The organism is Micromonospora peucetia (assembly GCF_900091625.1).
Taxonomy (GTDB): Bacteria; Actinomycetota; Actinomycetes; order Mycobacteriales; family Micromonosporaceae; genus Micromonospora; species Micromonospora peucetia.
In genome coordinates, this window is sequence record NZ_FMIC01000002.1 from 4,018,752 (window position 1) to 4,036,994 (window position 18,243).

The window sequence follows — 18,243 nt, forward strand, 5'->3', positions numbered from 1 at the left end:
GTGCCTCATGGCGGCACGGAGCGAAGCGGAGTGCGGGCATGAGCGCCGACGCGCTGGCCGAGGCGGCCGGTCCGCTGCCCGACACCGCGGGCCACTTCGGCCGGTTCGGCGGCCGGTTCGTACCGGAGGCGCTGGTCGCCGCGCTGGACGAGCTGGACGCCGCGCACCGCACGGCGATGGCCGACGAGTCGTTCCGGGCCGAGTTCGCCGCCCTGCTGCGCGACTACGCCGGGACCCCCTCGCTGCTCTACCGGGCCGAGCGGTTCTCCGCGAAGGTGGGCGCGCGGGTGCTGCTCAAGCGGGAGGACCTCAACCACACCGGGGCGCACAAGGTGCGCAACGTGCTCGGCCAGGCCCTGCTGACCAGGCGGATGGGCAAGCGTCGGGTGATCGCGGAGACCGGCGCCGGCCAGCACGGCGTCGCCACCGCGACCGCCGCCGCCCTCTTCGACCTCGACTGCGTGGTCTACATGGGTCAGGTCGACACCGAGCGGCAGGCGCTCAACGTGGCCCGGATGCGGATGCTCGGCGCCACCGTCGTCCCCGTCACCAACGGCTCGCGCACCCTCAAGGACGCGATGAACGAGGCGATGCGCGACTGGGTCGCCAACGTCGACGACACCCACTACCTGATCGGCACCGCCGCCGGGCCGCACCCCTTCCCGGCGATGGTCCGCGACTTCGTCCGGGGCATCGGCGACGAGGCACGCCAGCAGTGCCTCGACCTGACCGGGGCGCTGCCGGACGCCGTCACCGCCTGCGTCGGCGGCGGCTCCAACGCGCTGGGCATCTTCCACGCCTTCGTCGGCGACCCCGACGTGCGGCTGTACGGCTTCGAGGCCGGCGGCGACGGGGTCGAGACCGGCCGGCACGCGGCCAGCATCACCGGCGGCTCCCCCGGGGTGCTGCACGGCACCCGGACGTACGTGCTCCAGGACGCCGACGGGCAGACCTGCGAGTCGCACTCGATCTCCGCCGGGCTGGACTACCCGGGCGTCGGGCCGGAGCACGCGTGGCTGCACGACAGCGGTCGCGCGACCTACCTGCCGGTCAACGACGACGAGGCGATGGCCGCGTTCGAGCTGCTCTGCCGTACCGAGGGCATCATCCCGGCGATCGAGAGCGCGCACGCGCTCGCCGGCACCCTCAAGGTCGCCCCGAAGCTCGCCGCCGAGCTGGGCCGGGAGCCCACCATCGTGGTCAACCTCTCCGGCCGAGGCGACAAGGACGTGCACACCGCCGGCGACTACTTCGGCATCCTCGACAAGGAGCAGTGAGAACGTGAGCCGGATCGGGGTGGCCTTCGACAAGGCCCGCGCCGACGGGCGGGCCGTGCTGGTCGGCTGCATGCCGGCCGGGTTCCCGACCGTCGAGGGCAGCATCGCCGCGATGACCGCGATGGTCGAGGCCGGTGTCGACGTCATCGAGGTGGAGATCCCGTACTCCGACCCGGTGATGGACGGCCCGGTGATCCAGCGGGCCAGCGACATCGCCCTGGCCGGCGGCGTACGCACCAGGGACACGCTGCGCATCATCGAGGCGGTCGCGGCCACCGGGGCACCCGTGGTCACGATGACCTACTGGAACCCGGTGGAGCGGTACGGCGTCGACGCCTTCGCCCGGGACCTCGCCTCGGCCGGGGGCACCGGGCTGGTCACCCCGGACCTGATCCCCGAGGAGGCCGGCGAGTGGCTCGCCGCCTCGGACGCGTACGGGCTGGACCGCACCTTCCTGGTCTCGCCGTCCTCGACCGACGCGCGGCTCGCGATGACCGTCGAGCACTGCCGGGGCTTCGTCTACGCCACCGCGATCATGGGTGTCACCGGGGCCCGGGCGCGTACCTCCGACGCGGCTCCGGTCCTGGTCTCCCGGGTACGGGAGGTCACCGACCTGCCGGTCGGCGTCGGGCTGGGCGTCGGCACGGGAGCGCAGGCCGGCACCGTCGCCGGCTACGCCGACGGCGTCATCGTCGGCAGCGCCCTGATCCGCTGCCTGCTCGACGCGCCGGACGAGGCGTCCGGGCTGGCCGCCCTGTGCGCGCTGAGCGCGGAACTCGCCGAAGGCGTCCGAACCCCCACCCCCTGACCGCGCTGCGCTCTTCCGCGCTGCGTCCTTCCGCGCCCGCGCCTGCCCGCGCCGCGCCTGCCCGCGATCTTGCACTTTGTGCCCATGTTTTGCGGCGTATGCCGGCTATGTCAGGGCGGAAAGTGCAAGATCGGCGGGCCACGGGGCTACGGGGCCACGGCGGGCCGGGCCGGGCTACGGGGCCACGGCGGGGCGGGCTACGGGGCCACGGCGGGCGGGCCGGGGCTGCGGCGGGCGGGGCGGGGCTGCGGCGGGCGGGGCGGGGTGGGTGGGTCAGGGATGGGTTACCTGGTCGGTGGGTGGGGTGGTGCGCTGGCCCGGTGGGTGGCTGGTCGTCGGCGGGGGCTCGTCCGCGGCGGGGGAGTCCTGCGTGTCGTCACCCGGGAGGGGCGTGCCCGGGGCGGGGGAGTCCGCAGCGGGGATGCCTGCGGGCAGCAAGTTCCGTGCGGGCGCGTCCGGTGCGGGCGCGTCGCGTGCGGGCAGGACCCGTGCGGGCGAGTCCGGGGTGGTGTGGCGTAGGACGCCGGAGAGGCCCGCCAGCGCGTCGGTGAGCGCGGCCCGGGTGGTTGGCGTGAGTGCCTCGGGCAGCGCCGCGGGGTGGTGCCAGGACAGCCGGCACCCGCCCACCGGGTCGCCGATCGGCCCTTCGCCCCGGGTACGGGCCCGGAAGACGTGCACCAGGACGTCGGGCAGTGGCCCGGCGTGACTGGCCGGCGTCGCCAGCGCTGGACGGCCTGCCGGCGTGGGCCCGGCGTGACCGGCTGGCGGGTCAGGTGCTGGACGGCCGGGCGGGGCGGGTGCCGTGCTGGTGGCCGGCGACGGCCCGGTGAGGTGGTAGAGGCCGACCAGGTCGACGACCTCGACCTCCCATCCGGTCTCGGCAAGGATGTCGCGCGCGGCGGCGTGCACGGGGCTCTCCGCCGGGCGCAGTCGCCCGCCGGGTAGGGCGTAGCGCCGCTCGCCCCGGCCCTGCCGGCACAGCAGCACCCGGCCGGCGTCGTCGGTGACGACCGCGGCGACCGCCCAGGTGAGCGCGCTCATGGACAAAGAGCGTACGGCGGCGCAAACCAGAAGTCACCGAGATCGGTGGACGTGGACCGGGGTGCCGCCGGAGGGGTCCACGGCGGTAGCGTGTGCATCCGTGACTCTCGCCTCGCTGACCCCCCAGGCGGCCCTGCCCAGCCCCAGCACCGCCGTCTGGCAGCTCGGACCGGTGCCGATCCGGGCGTACGCGCTGTGCATCATCGTCGGCATCGTGGTGGCCTGCTGGGTCACCGAGCGGCGGTTGCGCCAGCGCGGTGTCGCCCCCGGTGCGGTACTCGACATCGCGGTGTGGGCGGTGCCGGCCGGCATCATCGGCGCCCGCATCTACCACGTGATCACCTCTCCGGAGAAGTATTTCGGCACCGGTGGCGACCCGCTGAAGGCGTTCGCCATCTGGGAGGGCGGTCTCGGCATCTGGGGCGCGGTGGCCGGCGGGGCCGTCGGCGCGTGGTTCGCGGCCCGGCAGCTCGGCATCCCGTTCGCGGTGGTCGCCGACGCGCTGGCCCCCGGCCTGCCGCTGGCACAGGCGATCGGCCGGCTCGGCAACTGGTTCAACAACGAGCTCTACGGCGGTCGGACCAGCCTGCCCTGGGGGCTGGAGATCCACCGGATGGATCCGGATAATCCGGGCCACGCGCTGCGCGACGACACCGGCCAGCCGATCCTCGAACCGGGGCTCTACCACCCGACGTTCGCCTACGAGCTGTTGTGGAACGTCGGCGTGGCCGCGCTGGTCTTCGCCCTCGACCGCAAGCTGCGCCTCGGCCGGGGGCGGGCGTTCGCGCTCTACGTGATGGGCTACACGGCCGGGCGGTTCTGGATCGAGCTGATGCGCACCGACGAGGCGAACACCATCCTCGGCGTACGCCTGAACGTCTGGACCGCCGGCCTGGTCTTCCTCGGCGCCCTGGTCTACTTCGTGCGGGTGCGCGGGCCTCGGGAGTACCTCGTCCCGGTCGGCGCCGCCGCGACGCCGGGCCCGGCCGTCGACTCCGACGTCTCGCAGGTCGACCTGTCCGCGCGGGAGGCCGGCTCCCAGCCGGCCGCGCCGGAGGGCTACCGCGTGGTGAGCGAGGAGCAGTACCGGCACTGGCGGGAGACCGGCGAGACGCCGGCCGAACCCGACGGGGAGGCCCCGTCCGGCGGGGCCGACGCGCCGTCGGACGGACCGACCGGTGCCGACGCGACCTCCGGATCCACCGGCCACGGTGCCGGGCCGGACGCCGCCGGTGACGGTGCCACGCCCGCCGGGCCGGACGCCGCCGGTGAAGGCGCGGCGTCCACCGGGCCGGACGCGGCCGGGGAGACCCCGGCGGACCGGGCCGGGGCCGCGGGCACCCGGCCCGCCGAGCGCGACAGCTGAAGAGGAGCACCCATGCGTAGCGCGGTCGTGGTCGGCGCCGGAATCGGCGGCCTCGCGGTCGCCGGCGCGCTGGCCCGTTCCGGCTGGCGGGTCACCGTGCTGGAGCGGGCCGACCGGGTCCGCCCCGAGCCGACCGCCGTGGTGCTCTGGCCCAATGGCGTACGCGCGCTGCGCGCCCTGGGCCTCGGCGCCGGCCTGGAGGCGATCGCCACGCCGCTGGCCGACGGCGGCGTACGCCGCCCGGACGGGCACTGGCTGGTGCAACCCCGCCCGACGCCGGCCGACCGGATGCCGGTGGTGGTGCACCGGGAAGACCTGCACGACGCGCTGATCGCCGGCCTGGGCGACGAGGTCGAGCTGCGTACGGGGGTGACCGTGCGGACGGTCCGCGCCGGGTCGGGGGAACGCCCCTCGGTCGGCGACGGCCGGCACACCATCGAGGCCGACCTGGTCGTCGCCGCCGACGGCACCGACAGCGAGATCCGCCGGCAGCTCGCCCCGGAGTCCGGCGTGGTCAGCTCGGGTTGTGCCGCCTGGCGGGCGGTGATCCCCTGGTACCGGGCCCCGAAGCTGCCCGCCGACCAGCCCGTCGGCGGCGAGGTGCTCGGTGCCGGCTACCGCTTCGTGTCCGCCTCGCTCGGCGAGCGCGGCTCCTCCGGTGCCTCCAGCCGGGGCGGCATCTACTGGGTGGCCACCGCTGTCGGCGCGCCCCGTCCGGAGCCGCCGGAGACCCAGCTCGCCCTGCTCCGCCGCTGGTACGCGGGGTGGCCCGGGCCGATCGCCGACCTGCTCGACGCCACCGACCCGCCGGACCTGGTGCAGCAGGAGATCCGCGAGCTGCGACCGCTGCCGAGGTCGTACGGCTTCCCGGCCGGCCCGGGTGGGGTGGTGCTGCTCGGCGACGCCGCGCACGCCATGCCGCCGCACCTCGGCCAGGGCGCCTGCCTCGCCTTCGAGGACGCCGCCACCCTCGCCTCGCTGCTGCGCGAGTCCCGGCTGCCCGACGCGGTGGTCGCGTACGACCGGGTGCGCCGGCCCCGGGCGGCGACGGTGGTCCGGCAGACCCGCCGGATGTCGGCGGTGCTGAAGGCCCGGGGCCCGCTGGCGCTGCGCGCCCGTGACGCCGCCCTCGGCGCGCTCAGCCCCCGGCTGCTCTCGACGGCCGCCACCACGGCCGCCCAGTGGCGCCCCCCGGCCTGATCCACACCTCGCCCACTTTGCCGCCCTGCCCTCCCTGCACCCTCACCTGACCGCCCGGGTGGAGGGCTTCAGGGGGTGACGGGGGCGGGTTCGGCGATGCAGGCGGTGCCGACGCGGCGGAAGCCGACCCGCAGGTAGACCCGGGCGATGTCCTCGCTGCCCGCCGCGAGGAAGACCAGGTCGGTGCCGGCGGCCAGCAGCTCGCGGGCCAGCGCGGCGGTGACCGCCGCGCCCAGGCCGCGGCGGCGGGCGGCCGGTAGGGTGGCCACCCCGGCGATCTCGGCCACGTCGCCGACCCGCATCGCCATCCCGCTGGCCAGCGCGCCCTCGGTGGGCGTCCCGGCCAGCGCCGACAGCCGCCGGCCGTCGGCGACGCGGGCCCGTTCCTCGTCCAGCGCCGCCTCGTCCAGCTCGGCCACCGCGGCGTCCCGCTGCGCGGGGCCGGCCTCGCCGCGTTCGGTGCCGGCCGTGGAGAACCCGACGGCGGCGACCGCCCGCCGCGCCGCCACGTCCGCCGCGAAGTCGGGCTCCGCCGGGTCGAGCACCCGCAGCGGTACGTCCGTGAGGGTCGCCGGGTCGGGCAGGGCGGCCGGGTCCAGCACCATCAGCGGCGCCTCCAGCACGGACAGTCCCGCCGAACGGGCCACCGCCAGCAGGTCCGGGGTGGTCTCGTGCACCCACTCAAGGGCTTCGGGCAGGCCCAGCTCGCGCTGCCGTTCGCGTACCGCCGTGACGTCGGCCAGCGACGGCGGCGCGGTGGCATCGAGCCGGGGCCGGGCGTAGAACGGCCAGCCGGCGCCCTCCCGGGCGAACAGCACCAGGGCGCCGTGCTCCTCCGGTCGGGCCACGTCGCGGGGCACCGCGTCGTAGAAACGCTCCAACCGGTCGAACAGATCCTTGCGCGGGAAATCCACCGCGCGAGACTACACGTCCCAGAGTCTGGAAGGTGTGATCAATCTGCCCTGGCCTTGCGCATCGGACCCTAACGTAGACTCAATAGACCCTTGAGGGCCGACGTCGTCCCGATCGAGATCCACCCTGAGTGACGACAGGAGGCCCGGTGGCCTTTCCGTACCCTCACAGCAGCCCGCAGCAGGCCCGGCACCTCGGCCCGGGAGCGCCCGCGGCCGGGCTCTACGACCCCGCGCAGGAGCACGACGCCTGCGGCGTGGCCTTCGTGGCGGACCTGCACGGACGGCGCTCGCACGCGGTCGTGGCAAACGGCCTCGACGCGCTCTGCCGGCTGGACCACCGGGGAGCCCGGGGCGCGGAGCCGAACACCGGTGACGGCGCGGGCATCATGATCCAGATTCCGGACGCGTTCCTGCGCGCGGTGGTGGACTTCCCGCTGCCGCCCGCCGGCGAGTACGCCACCGGCCTGGTATTCCTTCCCGACGACGACGCCGCCGAGGCCCGCGCCCGCCGGGTGGTGGAGAAGTACGCCCTGGTCGAAGGGGCCGACGTGCTCGGCTGGCGGGACGTGCCGGTCGACCCGAGCGGCCTCGGCGAGACCGCCCTCGCGGCGCTGCCCCGGGTCCGGCAGCTCTTCCTCGCCGCGTGTCGGCTGACCGGCTCGCCGGCCGGGCCGGCCGGGTCGCCGCTGGGCGGCATCGAGTTGGAGCGGGTGGCGTTCTGCGTGCGCAAGCAGGCCGAGCGGGAGAGCGCCGAGCGGGGCGTGCCGGCATACTTCCCGTCGCTGTCCGCGCGGACCATGGTCTTCAAGGGGATGCTCACCCCCGACCAGCTCCCGGCGTTCTATCCGGAGCTGACCGACGAGCGGGTGCACAGTGCGATCGCGCTGGTGCACTCCCGGTTCTCCACCAACACCTTCCCGTCCTGGCCGCTGGCGCACCCGTACCGGCTGATCGCGCACAACGGCGAGATCAACACCATCCGGGGAAACCGCAACTGGATGCAGGCCCGCGAGGCGCTGATCCGCACCCCGAACCTTCCCGGCAACATCCGGCGGGTCTTTCCGGTCTGCACCCCGGCGGCCTCCGACTCGGCGAACTTCGACGAGGTCCTCGAACTGCTGCACCTGGCCGGGCGGAGCCTGCCGCACGCGGTGCTGATGATGATCCCCGAGGCGTGGGAGAACGACCCCGACATGGGCGCCGAGAAGCGCGCCTTCTACCGCTTCCACGCGAGCCTGATGGAGCCGTGGGACGGGCCGGCCTCGGTCGCCTTCACCGACGGCGAGGTCGTCGGCGCGGTGCTGGACCGCAACGGGCTGCGCCCGGGCCGCTGGTGGCGTACGGACGACGGGCTGGTGGTGCTCGGCAGCGAGGCGGGAGTGCTCGACCTCGACCCGGCCCGGGTGGTCGCCAAGGGTCGCCTCCAGCCGGGGAAGATGTTCCTGGTCGACACCGTCGCCGGCCGGATCGTGCACGACGAGGAGATCAAGGCGGAGTTGGCGGCCGAGCAGCCGTACGCCGACTGGCTGCACGCCGGCCTGATCGACCTGACCGACCTGCCGCCGCGCGAGCACACCGTCTACACCCACGACTCGGTACGCCGCCGCCAGCAGACCTTCGGCTACACCGAGGAGGAGCTGAAGATCCTGCTCGGGCCGATGGCGCGCACCGGTGCCGAGCCGCTCGGCTCGATGGGCACCGACACCCCGATCGCCCCGCTGTCCACCCGGCCCCGGCTGCTCTACGACTACTTCCACCAGATGTTCGCGCAGGTCACGAACCCGCCGCTGGACGCCATCCGCGAGGAGCTGGTGACCAGCCTGGCGTCGACCATCGGGCCGGAGGGCAACCTGCTCGACCCGGGCCCGGCGAGCTGCCGGCAGATCGTGCTGCCGTACCCCGTGATCGACAACGACGAGCTGGCCAAGATCCTCTCCATCGACGAGGACGGCGACCTGCCCGGCTTCAAGGCGGTCCGGGTCTCCGGGCTCTACCGGATCCGGGAGGGCGGCGCCGGGATCAAGGCCCGGCTGACCGAGATCTGCCGGCACGTCTCCGAGGCCATCGAGGACGGCGTACGCATCCTGGTGCTGTCGGACCGGGACTCCAACGCCGACCTCGCCCCCATCCCGTCGCTGCTGCTCACCGCCGCCGTGCACCAGCACCTGGTACGCGAGCAGACCCGCACCCAGGTGGCGTTGGTCGTCGAGTCCGGCGACTGCCGCGAGGTGCACCACGCGGCGGTGCTGATCGGCTACGGCGCGGCGGCGGTGAATCCCTACCTGGCGTTCGAGTCGGTGGAGGACATGATCTCCACCGGAGTGCTGAGCGCAGTGGCCCCGGCCCGGCCAGACGAGCCACCGTCGCAGTTGGCGGCGAGAGCCGTGCGCAACTACGTCAAGGCCCTCGGCAAGGGCGTCCTGAAGATCATGTCGAAGATGGGCATCTCGACGGTGTCGTCGTACTGCGGGGCGCAGGTCTTCGAGGCCGTCGGGCTGGACACGCGGCTGGTCCAGCGCTACTTCCGGGGCACCCCGAGCAAGATCGGCGGGATCGGGCTGGACGGCATCCACGCCGAGGTCGCCGCCCGGCACGCCGTGGCCTGGCCGGCACCGGGCACCGTGGTGTCCGACCGGCTCGAGGTGGGCGGCGAGTACCAGTGGCGCCGCGAGGGCGAGCTGCACCTGTTCAACCCGGAGACGGTCTTCCTGCTCCAGCACGCCACCCGCAGCCGCCAGTACGACGTCTTCCGGCAGTACACCGCCAAGGTCGACGAGCTGGCCGCGCGGGCCGGCTCGCTGCGCGGGCTGTTCACCCTGCGTACCGGCGTACGGCCCGCGGTGCCGGTCGAGGAGGTCGAACCAGCCACCGAGATCGTCAAGCGCTTCGCCACCGGCGCCATGTCGTACGGGTCGATCTCGGCGGAGGCGCACGAGACCCTGGCGATCGCGATGAACCGGCTCGGCGGCAAGTCCAACACCGGCGAGGGTGGCGAGGACGTCGAGCGGCTGCACGACCCGGCCCGCCGCTCCGCCGTGAAGCAGATCGCCAGCGGCCGGTTCGGCGTGACCAGCGAATACCTCGTCAACGCCGACGACCTTCAGATCAAGATGGCGCAGGGAGCCAAGCCCGGCGAGGGCGGGCAGCTGCCCGGCAACAAGGTCTGGCCGTGGATCGCTCGGACCCGGCACGCCACCCCGGGCGTCGGCCTGATCTCGCCGCCGCCGCACCACGACATCTACTCCATCGAGGACCTCGCGCAGCTCGTCCACGACCTGAAGTGCGTCAACCCGTCCGCACGGGTGCACGTCAAGCTGGTCAGCGAGGTCGGCGTGGGCACCGTGGCGGCGGGCGTGGCCAAGCTCAAGGCCGACGTCATCCTGATCTCCGGCCACGACGGCGGCACCGGCGCCTCCCCGCTGAACTCACTCAAGCACGCCGGCACCCCCTGGGAGCTGGGGCTGGCCGAGGCGCAGCAGACGCTGCTGCTCAACAAGCTCCGCGACCGGGTCACCGTGCAGGTCGACGGGCAGCTCAAGACCGGCCGGGACGTGCTGGTCGCGACGCTGCTCGGCGCCGAGGAGTTCGGCTTCGCCACCGCGCCGCTGATCGTCGAGGGCTGCGTGATGATGCGCGTCTGCCACCTGGACACCTGCCCGGTCGGCATCGCCACCCAGAACCCGGTGCTGCGGGAACGCTTCAACGGCAGGCCGGAGTTCGTGGAGAACTTCTTCCTGTTCCTCGCCGAGGAGGTCCGCGGCTACCTGGCCGAGCTGGGTTTCCGGTCGATCGAGGAGGCCATCGGGCAGACCGAGCTACTCGACGTCGCCCCGGCGCTCGCCCACTGGAAGGCCAGTGGGCTGGACCTGACCCCCGTGCTGCACCTGCCGGAGCTGCCGGCCGGTGTCGCCCGCCGGGGCATCCGTGCCCAGGACCACGGCCTGGAGCTGGCGCTGGACAACGAGCTGATCGACCTGGCCGGGCCGGCGCTGCGCGACCGTGAGCCCGTACGGGTCGAGGTGGCGGTGCGCAACGAGCACCGTAGTGTCGGCGCGATGCTCGGCGGCGAGGTGACCCGCCGCTTCGGCGGGGCCGGCCTGCCCGCCGACACGATCGAGTTCACGCTGCGCGGCACCGCCGGACAGTCGTTCGGCGCGTTCCTCCCGCGCGGGGTCACCCTGCGACTGCACGGCGACGCCAACGACTACGTGGGCAAGGGCCTCTCCGGCGGCCGGCTCATCGTGCGGCCGGACGCCGCCGCCCCCTTTCTCGACGGCGACGCCGCACCGGGGCAGCGGGCCGAGGACCAGACCATCGCCGGGAACACCATCCTCTACGGGGCCACGGCGGGCGAGCTGTTCCTGCGCGGCCGGGTGGGGGAGCGGTTCGCGGTGCGTAACTCCGGAGCGGCGGCCGTCGTCGAGGGCGTCGGCGACCACGGCTGCGAGTACATGACCGGCGGGACGGTGGTGGTGCTGGGTCCGACCGGTCGCAACTTTGCCGCCGGCATGTCCGGGGGCACCGCCTTCGTGTACCGGCTGGACCGCCGGCGGGTGAACGCGGAACTGGTCGACCTGGCGCCGTTGTCCGAGGAGGAACAGGCGGTGCTGCACGAGCTGGTGCAGCGGCACCTCGCCGAGACCGACTCGGCGGTCGCCGAGGGGCTGCTCAAGCGTTGGCCGGAGGCGGTGGCGGAGTTCACCGCAGTGGTGCCCCGGGACTACCGCCGGGTGCTGGAGATCATGCGGGCCGCCGAAGCCGCCGGCCGCGACGTCGACGACGCGGTGATGAGCGCACTTGCCGCGAAGTCCGTTCCGACCACGCCCGCCATGCGGGTGCCGGTCCAGGAGGTGGCTCGTGCCTGACCCGAACGGTTTCCTGCGCTACAACCGGCGGCTGCCCGCGCGCCGCCCGGTGCCGGTGCGGATCAGCGACTGGCGTGAGGTGTACCCGCCGGCCGGCGAGGAACTGATCCGCGAGCAGGCGACCCGCTGCATGGACTGCGGCATCCCGTTCTGCCATGACGGCTGTCCGCTGGGCAACCGCATCCCGGACTGGAACGACCTGGTCCGCACCGGCAACTGGGACGCCGCGGTGGAGTCGCTGCACGCCACCAACAACTTCCCCGAGTTCACCGGCCGGCTCTGCCCGGCGCCCTGCGAGGCGGCCTGTGTGCTCGGCATCGGCGGCGGCCAGCCGGTCACCATCAAGCAGGTCGAGGTGGAGATCGCCGACGCGGCCGTCGCGCGGGGCGGGCTGTCGCCGCGGCCGGTGTCAGCGCCGACCGGCCGGTCGGTCGCCGTGGTCGGCTCCGGCCCCGCCGGCCTCGCCGCCGCGCAGCAACTCGCCCGCGCCGGTCACGCCGTGACGGTGTACGAGCGCGACGACGCGGCCGGCGGCCTCCTGCGGTACGGCATCCCCGACTTCAAACTGGAGAAGGTCCACGTCGACCGGCGGCTGGCCCAGCTCTCCGCCGAGGGCGTGCGCTTCCGCACCGGCGTGAACGTCGGAGTCGACGTCACCGCCGAGCAGTTGCGCGCCGAGTACGACGCGGTGCTGCTCACCTGCGGCGCGTTGCGGGGCCGGGACACTCCGGAGACGCCGGGCCGGCACCTGCGCGGCGTGTACCAGGCGATGGACCACCTCGTCGCGTCCAACCGGGTGGTCGCCGCGGCGGCCGGCGGTCGACCGGAGACGGCGGTGCTGCCCGACGGCACCCCGATCGACGCGGCCGGGAAGCACATCGTGATCATCGGGGGCGGTGACACGGCGGCGGACTGCCTGGGCGTGGCGCACCGCCAGGGCACCGCCGGCGTACACCAGTTGGACCTCTATCCGCAGCCGCCGCAGGCCCGCGACGAGGCCCGGGACCCGTGGCCGACCTGGCCGTGGCTGCTGCGCAGCTACCCGGCGCACGAGGAGGGCGGCGAGCGGGTCTTCGCCGTCGCGGTGCAGGAGTTCGTCGACGACGGCACCGGTCAGGTGCGGGCGGTGCGGATCGCCGAGGTGACCGTGGAGAAGCGGGACGGGCGGCGCGTCGTCACCCCGCTGCCCGGCTCGGAGCGGGAACTGCCGGCCGACCTGGTGCTGCTGGCGATCGGCTTCGAGGGCACCGAGGAACAACCGCTGCTCGACCAGTTCGGGGTCGGCCGCAACGCGCGGGGCGCGATCGACGCCCGGCCCGACTGGCAGACCGACACCGACGGCGTCTTCGTCGCAGGCGACATGCACCGGGGTGCCTCGCTGATCGTCTGGGCGATCGCCGAGGGCCGGGCCGCAGCCGCCGCCATCCACACCTACCTGGGCGGGACGGGCACCCTGCCCGCTCCGGTGGACCCGGCCCGGCAGCCCCTGGCCGTGCGGTAGCCGGCGGCACCGGCCGGTCACCGGACCGCTGCGTGTCCGACCTGCGGCACCGGCCGGCCACTGGTCGGCGTGTCCGACCTGTCACGCCGGCCGGTCACCGGGCCGATGCTTGCGTGTCCGACCTGCGGCACCTGGGACGGGCTGCGGGTGGCCGACCGGCGGGCGGTGTCCGGCATCGCTGGGCTTGCGTGGTCGGTGTCGGCCTGGCGTCCGCCGTCCCCGCTGGTGGGTCGGTGTCGGCCCTGTCGAGCTGATGTCACAAACGGATCGCTCAGCCTGCGCCGTGCGCGGGGTGCGCGTGTGGTGTGTGCCGGTTTGGCCCCCCGCAACCTTGGTCGCGGGCGGGTGAGTCGTTGACGACATCAGCTCGACAGCGCCGACGACGGTGGTCCATGGCCCGTGCGGGTGGCGCGGGAGGTGGCCTCGGTAAGCCGCCCAGGAGCGGCCCAGGGCCCCGGTCCGGGCCGTCGGCCCGGCCAGGCATTCCATTAATGCGAATGCTTCGATAGCATTACCGCCTGGTAACAAGCCACCCTCCCTGGCCACGCGCGCGGTCACAGGGCCCCACCAGTCGTCCCCTGTGGAGGTCCCTCATGCCCCACCGTCCGCTGGCCCGCGCCCTCGCCGCGTTGGTCGCCCTGTTCACCGCCGCCCTCGGCGCGGTGCTCGCCCCCGGCACCGCCCAGGCCGCCGCGGCCGTCAACTACGTGGCCCTCGGCGACTCCTACTCCTCCGGCGTCGGCGCCGGCCCGTACGACCTCTCCACCTGCCTGCGCAGCCAGAAGTCGTACGCCCCGCTGTGGGCCGCCGCCAACGCGGTCACCAGCTTCAAGTTTCCCGCCTGCGGCGGCGCCGTCACCGCCGACGTGATCAACAATCAGGTCGGTTCGCTGAGCACCGGCACCACCCTGGTCACCATCACCATCGGCGGCAACGACGCCGGTTTCGCCGACGTGATCACCAGTTGCCGCTTCGGCAGCACCTCGAACTGCACCAACGCCGTGAACCAGGCCAAGGCGTTCGCCACCACGACGCTGCCCGGCCGGTTGGACGCCACCTACGCCGCCGTCCGCACCCGGGCCCCGAACGCGCGGCTGATCGTGCTCGGCTACCCGCGACTGTTCGAGACCGGATCCTGTGGACTGCTGGCGATGAGCAGCTACAAGCGGACCATCCTCAACGAGGCCGCCGACGTGCTCGCCACCGTCATCTCCCGCCGGGCCGCCGCAGCCGGTGCCACGTTCGCCGACACCCGGCCATACTTCGCCGGGCACGGGGTCTGCGCGGCCGACCCGTGGATCCGCGACGTCAGCGGCGTCATCGAGGCCTACCACCCGGACGCCGACGGCTACCGCCACGGCTACCTGCCCGCCCTCAACGCCGCCACCCGCTGACCCAGCTCACCCCACCCACCGAGGTGTAAGGAAGAGGCCCTTCCTTACACCTCGGTGGAGCGGGCGTTCGACGGAGTGCCCGTCCGACGCGCCCGCCTCGGCACTGTCCGGGTGTCGCCGGTGTCCGTTAGGGTCCTTGGGGATCAGGCGGGGCGACGGCGACGGGAGCAGAGGGTGAGCAGGCTCGCGTCGGCGTACGGGCAGGCGGTCGCGGCGCACCGGGCGGCCCGGACACACCTCGACACCGCCCGTCGGGCGTTGGCCGGGCAGCTGCCCCAGGCCGGCCCGGTCGGCACGGGCGAGCTGGTCACCCGGCTCGCGGCCCTCGGCGGCGCGCTCGCCACCCCGACCCCCGGGGCCACCCCCGTGGCGGTCGCGCCCGTTCCGGTCCGGGTCGGTGAGGCGTCCACTCCCGACGGCGGCTTTCCTGTCCTCGTACCGCTGGGTGGCGGCCACCATCTCGCCGTCGACGCGGACGCCCGCGACCCCAGGGTGGCCGGTTTGCTGCGGGCGCTCGTGCTGCGGCTGCTCGCCACCGCCCCGGCCGGCGGCGTCCGGGTGGCCGGGATCGACACCGCCGCGCTCGGCGCCACCTTCGGGCCGTTGCGCCCGCTGGTCGACGCCGGCGTGCTCGACCCGCCGGCCACCGGGGAGGCCGAGGTGGCGGAGGTGCTCGACGCCGCCGAGCGGCACGCCCGCACCGCCCGGCACACCGGCCGCCCCGACCAGGAGTTGCTGCTGGTCGTCGCCGCGTCGGCGCCGCCGCCTCGGGAGGCGGCCCGGCTCGCCGCGCTCACCCACGCCGGGCCGGCCGCCGCCGTCTGCGTCCTGGCCGCCGGCTGGCAGACCGCCGCGCCGGCGACGCCGGCACCGCAGCTCGGCGCCACCACCATGATCCGGCTGACCGAGCGGTACGCCCACATCGGAGACCCGCACGGTGCCCCGTTCAGCCACGACGGCACCGGTCTGGCTGCCCCCGTGCTGCTCGATGGTGACCCGCCGGCCGCGTCGGTGGCCGCCCTCGCCGCGCATCTCGGTGCCGCCGCCCGGCGCAGCGACGCGGTGGGCTTCGCCGAGCTGCTGCCCGAGCGGCGGTGGGTCGAGTCGGCGGGCAACGGGCTGCGCACCGTGGTCGGCCGGTCCGGCCGCGACCGGGTCACCGTCGCCTTCGACGACGCCACCCCGCACTGGCTCGTAGGCGGGCGCACCGGCGCCGGCAAGACCGTCTTCCTGCTCGACGTCCTCTACGGGCTGGCCGCCCGCTACTCGCCGGCCGAGCTCCAGCTCTACCTGCTCGACTTCAAGGAGGGGGTGAGCTTCACCGAGTTCGTCCCCACTCCACGCGACCCGTCCTGGCTGCCGCACGCGCGGGCGGTCGGCATCGAGTCCGACCGGGAGTACGGCGTCGCCGTGCTGCGCGAGCTGCGCCGCGAGCTGTCCCGGCGGGCCACCACGCTCAAGCGGCACGGCGTCACCAAGCTCGCCGACCTGCCCCGCGACACCCCGGTGCCCAGGATCGTGGCGGTGATCGACGAGTTCCACGTGCTCCTCGCCGGCAACGACGCGCTGGCCCGCGAGTCGGTCGACCTGCTGGAGGAGCTGGCCCGAAAGGGCCGCTCGTACGGCGTACACCTGGTCCTGGCCAGCCAGAGCATGACCGGCGTCGAGGCGCTCTACGGCCGGGCCGAGGCGATCTTCGGCCAGTTCGCACTGCGGGTGGCGCTGCCCGGTGGAGGCGGGGTGCTCGACCCGCTGAACGAGGCCGCCCAGACCCTGCCGGTCGGCTCGGCCGTGCTCAACACGGCAGCCGGGGCGGTCGGCGCCGACACCGTCGTCCGTTTCCCCGACGCGCACGCCGCCGCCGGGGAGTTGGCCGGGCTGCGCCACGAGCTGTGGCAGGCCCGACCGGCGGGCGCGCGCTCCCCGTCGGTCTTCAAGGGCTACGAGGCCGCCCATGTCGAGGACGACCCGACCTTTGCCGGGCTGCGTCCGGGCGGGCGTCGCCCGCTGGCCCTGGTCGGGCGGACGGTCGACGTCGAGGGCACCTCCGCGCTGTTCATGATGGACGTGACTCCCGGCCGGCACCTCGCCGTGGTCGGCACCTCGGTCACCGGCGCGGAGGTGCTGCGCGCGGCGACGCTGAGCCTCGCCCGGCAGCACGCCCCGGGCGACGCCCGGTTCCTGCTAGCCCCGCTGGTCACCGCCGCCGAGCCCGCCGCCGCCGACACCGCCGCCACCCTGGTCGCCGCCGGCCACCCGGTCGACCGTCTCGACGCGGCCGACCTTCGCCGGCACGTCGGCGCCCTCGCCGCCGGGTCGTCCGTCCCCGCCGGGTCGCCTGGCGTCGCCGGGTTGCCTGGCGTCGCCGGGTTGTCCGTCCCCGCTGTATCGCCTGGTGTTGCCACGGCTTCCGTCCCGGCCGGGTCGGCCGGTGCCGCCGAGAGCCGTACCTATCTCGTCGTCTTCGGGATGGACGCCGCCAGCGGCGTGCTCGCCGCCGCCGACCCCGACACGTTCCGCTCCGGTCACGACGACCTGCGGACCCTGCTGCGACAGGGGCCCGGGCAGGGGGTGCACCTGCTCGGCTGGTGGCGCGGGCTGCGCCGGCTCGCCGACGACCTCGGCGGCGCCCACAACCGCGACGACGTCGCCTGCCTGGTCGCGTTGAACGTGCCCGGCGCCGAGCTCGGCCTGCACCTCGGCGTGCACGACCTCGCATACGCGCCCCGGCCCGACCGGGCGCTCCTGATCGACCGGCACGACCAACGCATCCGGCTCATCGTGCCGTTCGCCCGCGACGGGCACGGCCCGGACGGGGAGGACTGAGGCGGTGTCGACCTTCGACGAGTACGCGGCGCTGGCCCGGCAACTCGCCGAGCGGCGGCGGGCCGGCGAGCGGGGTGCCGCCGCAGACGCCGAGCGCCGACGCAACCTGCACGCCACGGCGGACTATCTCCAGCACCGGCTGACCGCCCAGGGGCAGCGCCTCGACCAGCTCGGCCAGGCCATCGGCATCCCGGCGTCCAGCGTGCCCACCGGCCCCGCGCCGCACAGCAACGCGTCGCCCGCTACTGCGCCCACCGGCCCCGCGCCGCACAGCAACGCGTCGCCCGCTACTGCGCCCACCGGCCCCGCGCCGCACAGCAACGCGTCGCCCGCTACTGCGCCCACCGGCGCTGGGCCACACGGCAACGCGTCGCTCGCGACTGCGACTGCCGGGCCCGGCGCCGGGTCGTCGGCCGCGTCGGGCGGTGAGGGTGGCTCCGTGGGTGCCCCGTTTGCCGGCGCCGGGTCGGGGGAGGGGGAGTCCGCCGGCGCAGCCGGCGTGCCGGGGCGGCCGGGTGTCGGGGCGTATCCCCAGGTCGGGGCGGGTGAGACGAGGCTGGCGCTGCCGACGGCGGTGAGCCCGGCGGCGGGCGGGGTGCCGGCCCCGCGTCCGGCGGAGGCCGACCCGACCGTCGAGCTGGAGCTGGTCCGACGCTACGCCGACGAGTCCGACCGGCACGGGCAGCAGACCGAGTTGCTCGCCCAACGGCCGCCGCTGCTGCCGGACTGGTCGCCGGTGGCCCGTGCGGTCGCCGTCTACGCGGGCTGCGCGGCGGTGGGCGCGACACTAATGATGATCATGGTGCTCGCGTCCGGTGTCGGCCTGGTCGACGGCTTCACCCTGGGTGCGTGGATCTGTGCCGGCCTGCCCGCGCTCTCCTTCTTCGCCGGCTACCTGGTGCTCGGCCGTTGGGGGCGACCGGCCATGGTCGCCGGCACCCCGCCCCGCTACGTGCACTTCGGCTTCCTGATCTGCTTCGCGGCCGTGCCGGTCGCCTACCTGGCCTTCCTGCTGCTGTTCCGCGTCCTGCGCTGAGGGGCCGCACGCACG

Annotated in this window: 11 protein-coding genes; 9 read left to right on the plus strand and 2 right to left on the minus strand. The window is 74.7% G+C overall.

What is annotated here, in order from left to right; all coding sequences use genetic code 11:
• The first annotated feature begins 38 nt into the window (after positions 1–38).
• Both trpB and trpA read left to right on the plus strand, forming a co-directional pair.
• On the plus strand, positions 39–1,277 hold the full coding sequence (gene trpB, locus GA0070608_RS18770) for a tryptophan synthase subunit beta (protein ID WP_091629829.1): 1,239 nt from the start codon (positions 39–41) through the stop codon (positions 1,275–1,277).
• Positions 1,278–1,281: 4 nt separating this feature from the next.
• Complete coding sequence (gene trpA, locus GA0070608_RS18775; RefSeq protein ID WP_091629831.1) at positions 1,282–2,085, plus strand: tryptophan synthase subunit alpha; 804 nt, start codon at positions 1,282–1,284, stop codon at positions 2,083–2,085.
• Between the two features lie 273 nt (positions 2,086–2,358).
• Here the strand turns inward: trpA and GA0070608_RS18780 are convergent, their stop codons facing one another.
• Positions 2,359–3,126 carry an NUDIX hydrolase gene (locus GA0070608_RS18780; RefSeq protein ID WP_091629833.1) on the minus strand — a complete coding sequence of 256 codons (768 nt, stop codon included), beginning with the start codon at positions 3,124–3,126 and terminating at the stop codon, positions 2,359–2,361.
• Between the two features lie 100 nt (positions 3,127–3,226).
• Here GA0070608_RS18780 and lgt point away from each other — a divergent pair, with 100 nt between their 5' ends.
• The gene (lgt, locus tag GA0070608_RS18785; protein WP_091629835.1) at positions 3,227–4,492 is read left to right on the plus strand and encodes a prolipoprotein diacylglyceryl transferase; all 1,266 of its coding nucleotides are present in this window, start codon (positions 3,227–3,229) and stop codon (positions 4,490–4,492) included.
• Positions 4,493–4,504: 12 nt separating this feature from the next.
• Positions 4,505–5,692 carry an FAD-dependent oxidoreductase gene (locus tag GA0070608_RS18790; protein ID WP_091629837.1) on the plus strand — a complete coding sequence of 396 codons (1,188 nt, stop codon included), beginning with the start codon at positions 4,505–4,507 and terminating at the stop codon, positions 5,690–5,692.
• 68 nt (positions 5,693–5,760) lie between these two features.
• Here GA0070608_RS18790 and GA0070608_RS18795 read toward each other — a convergent pair whose 3' ends face one another.
• Positions 5,761–6,606 (minus strand): GNAT family N-acetyltransferase, encoded by an 846-nt coding sequence (locus GA0070608_RS18795; protein ID WP_091629839.1) that lies wholly within the window; start codon positions 6,604–6,606, stop codon positions 5,761–5,763.
• A gap of 146 nt (positions 6,607–6,752) precedes the next feature.
• On the opposite strand from GA0070608_RS18795, the gene gltB reads away from it, so the two are divergent.
• From gltB to GA0070608_RS33505, 5 genes are all read left to right on the plus strand, one after another.
• Positions 6,753–11,471 carry a glutamate synthase large subunit gene (gene gltB / locus GA0070608_RS18800; protein ID WP_091629841.1) on the plus strand — a complete coding sequence of 1,573 codons (4,719 nt, stop codon included), beginning with the start codon at positions 6,753–6,755 and terminating at the stop codon, positions 11,469–11,471.
• Complete coding sequence (locus GA0070608_RS18805; protein WP_091629843.1) at positions 11,464–12,972, plus strand: glutamate synthase subunit beta; 1,509 nt, start codon at positions 11,464–11,466, stop codon at positions 12,970–12,972. The genes gltB and GA0070608_RS18805 overlap by 8 nt, the downstream gene beginning before the upstream one ends.
• Positions 12,973–13,565: 593 nt before the next feature.
• Positions 13,566–14,366: an SGNH/GDSL hydrolase family protein gene (locus tag GA0070608_RS18810; protein WP_091629845.1), complete on the plus strand. Its 801-nt coding sequence runs from the start codon at positions 13,566–13,568 to the stop codon at positions 14,364–14,366.
• Positions 14,367–14,540: 174 nt separating this feature from the next.
• Positions 14,541–17,192 (plus strand): FtsK/SpoIIIE domain-containing protein, encoded by a 2,652-nt coding sequence (locus tag GA0070608_RS18815; protein ID WP_091629848.1) that lies wholly within the window; start codon positions 14,541–14,543, stop codon positions 17,190–17,192.
• Between the two features lie 4 nt (positions 17,193–17,196).
• Positions 17,197–18,228, plus strand: a complete 1,032-nt coding sequence (locus tag GA0070608_RS33505; protein ID WP_245715831.1) for a hypothetical protein — start codon at positions 17,197–17,199, stop codon at positions 18,226–18,228.
• Positions 18,229–18,243: the final 15 nt, after the last annotated feature.

Coding starts and splice junctions, on each gene's coding strand:
- trpB (WP_091629829.1), top strand. CDS start 39: ATGAGCGCCGACGCGCTGGCCGAGGCGGCCGGTCCGCTGCCCGACACC.
- GA0070608_RS18780 (WP_091629833.1), bottom strand. CDS start 3,126: ATGAGCGCGCTCACCTGGGCGGTCGCCGCGGTCGTCACCGACGACGCC.
- GA0070608_RS18790 (WP_091629837.1), top strand. CDS start 4,505: ATGCGTAGCGCGGTCGTGGTCGGCGCCGGAATCGGCGGCCTCGCGGTC.
- GA0070608_RS18810 (WP_091629845.1), top strand. CDS start 13,566: ATGCCCCACCGTCCGCTGGCCCGCGCCCTCGCCGCGTTGGTCGCCCTG.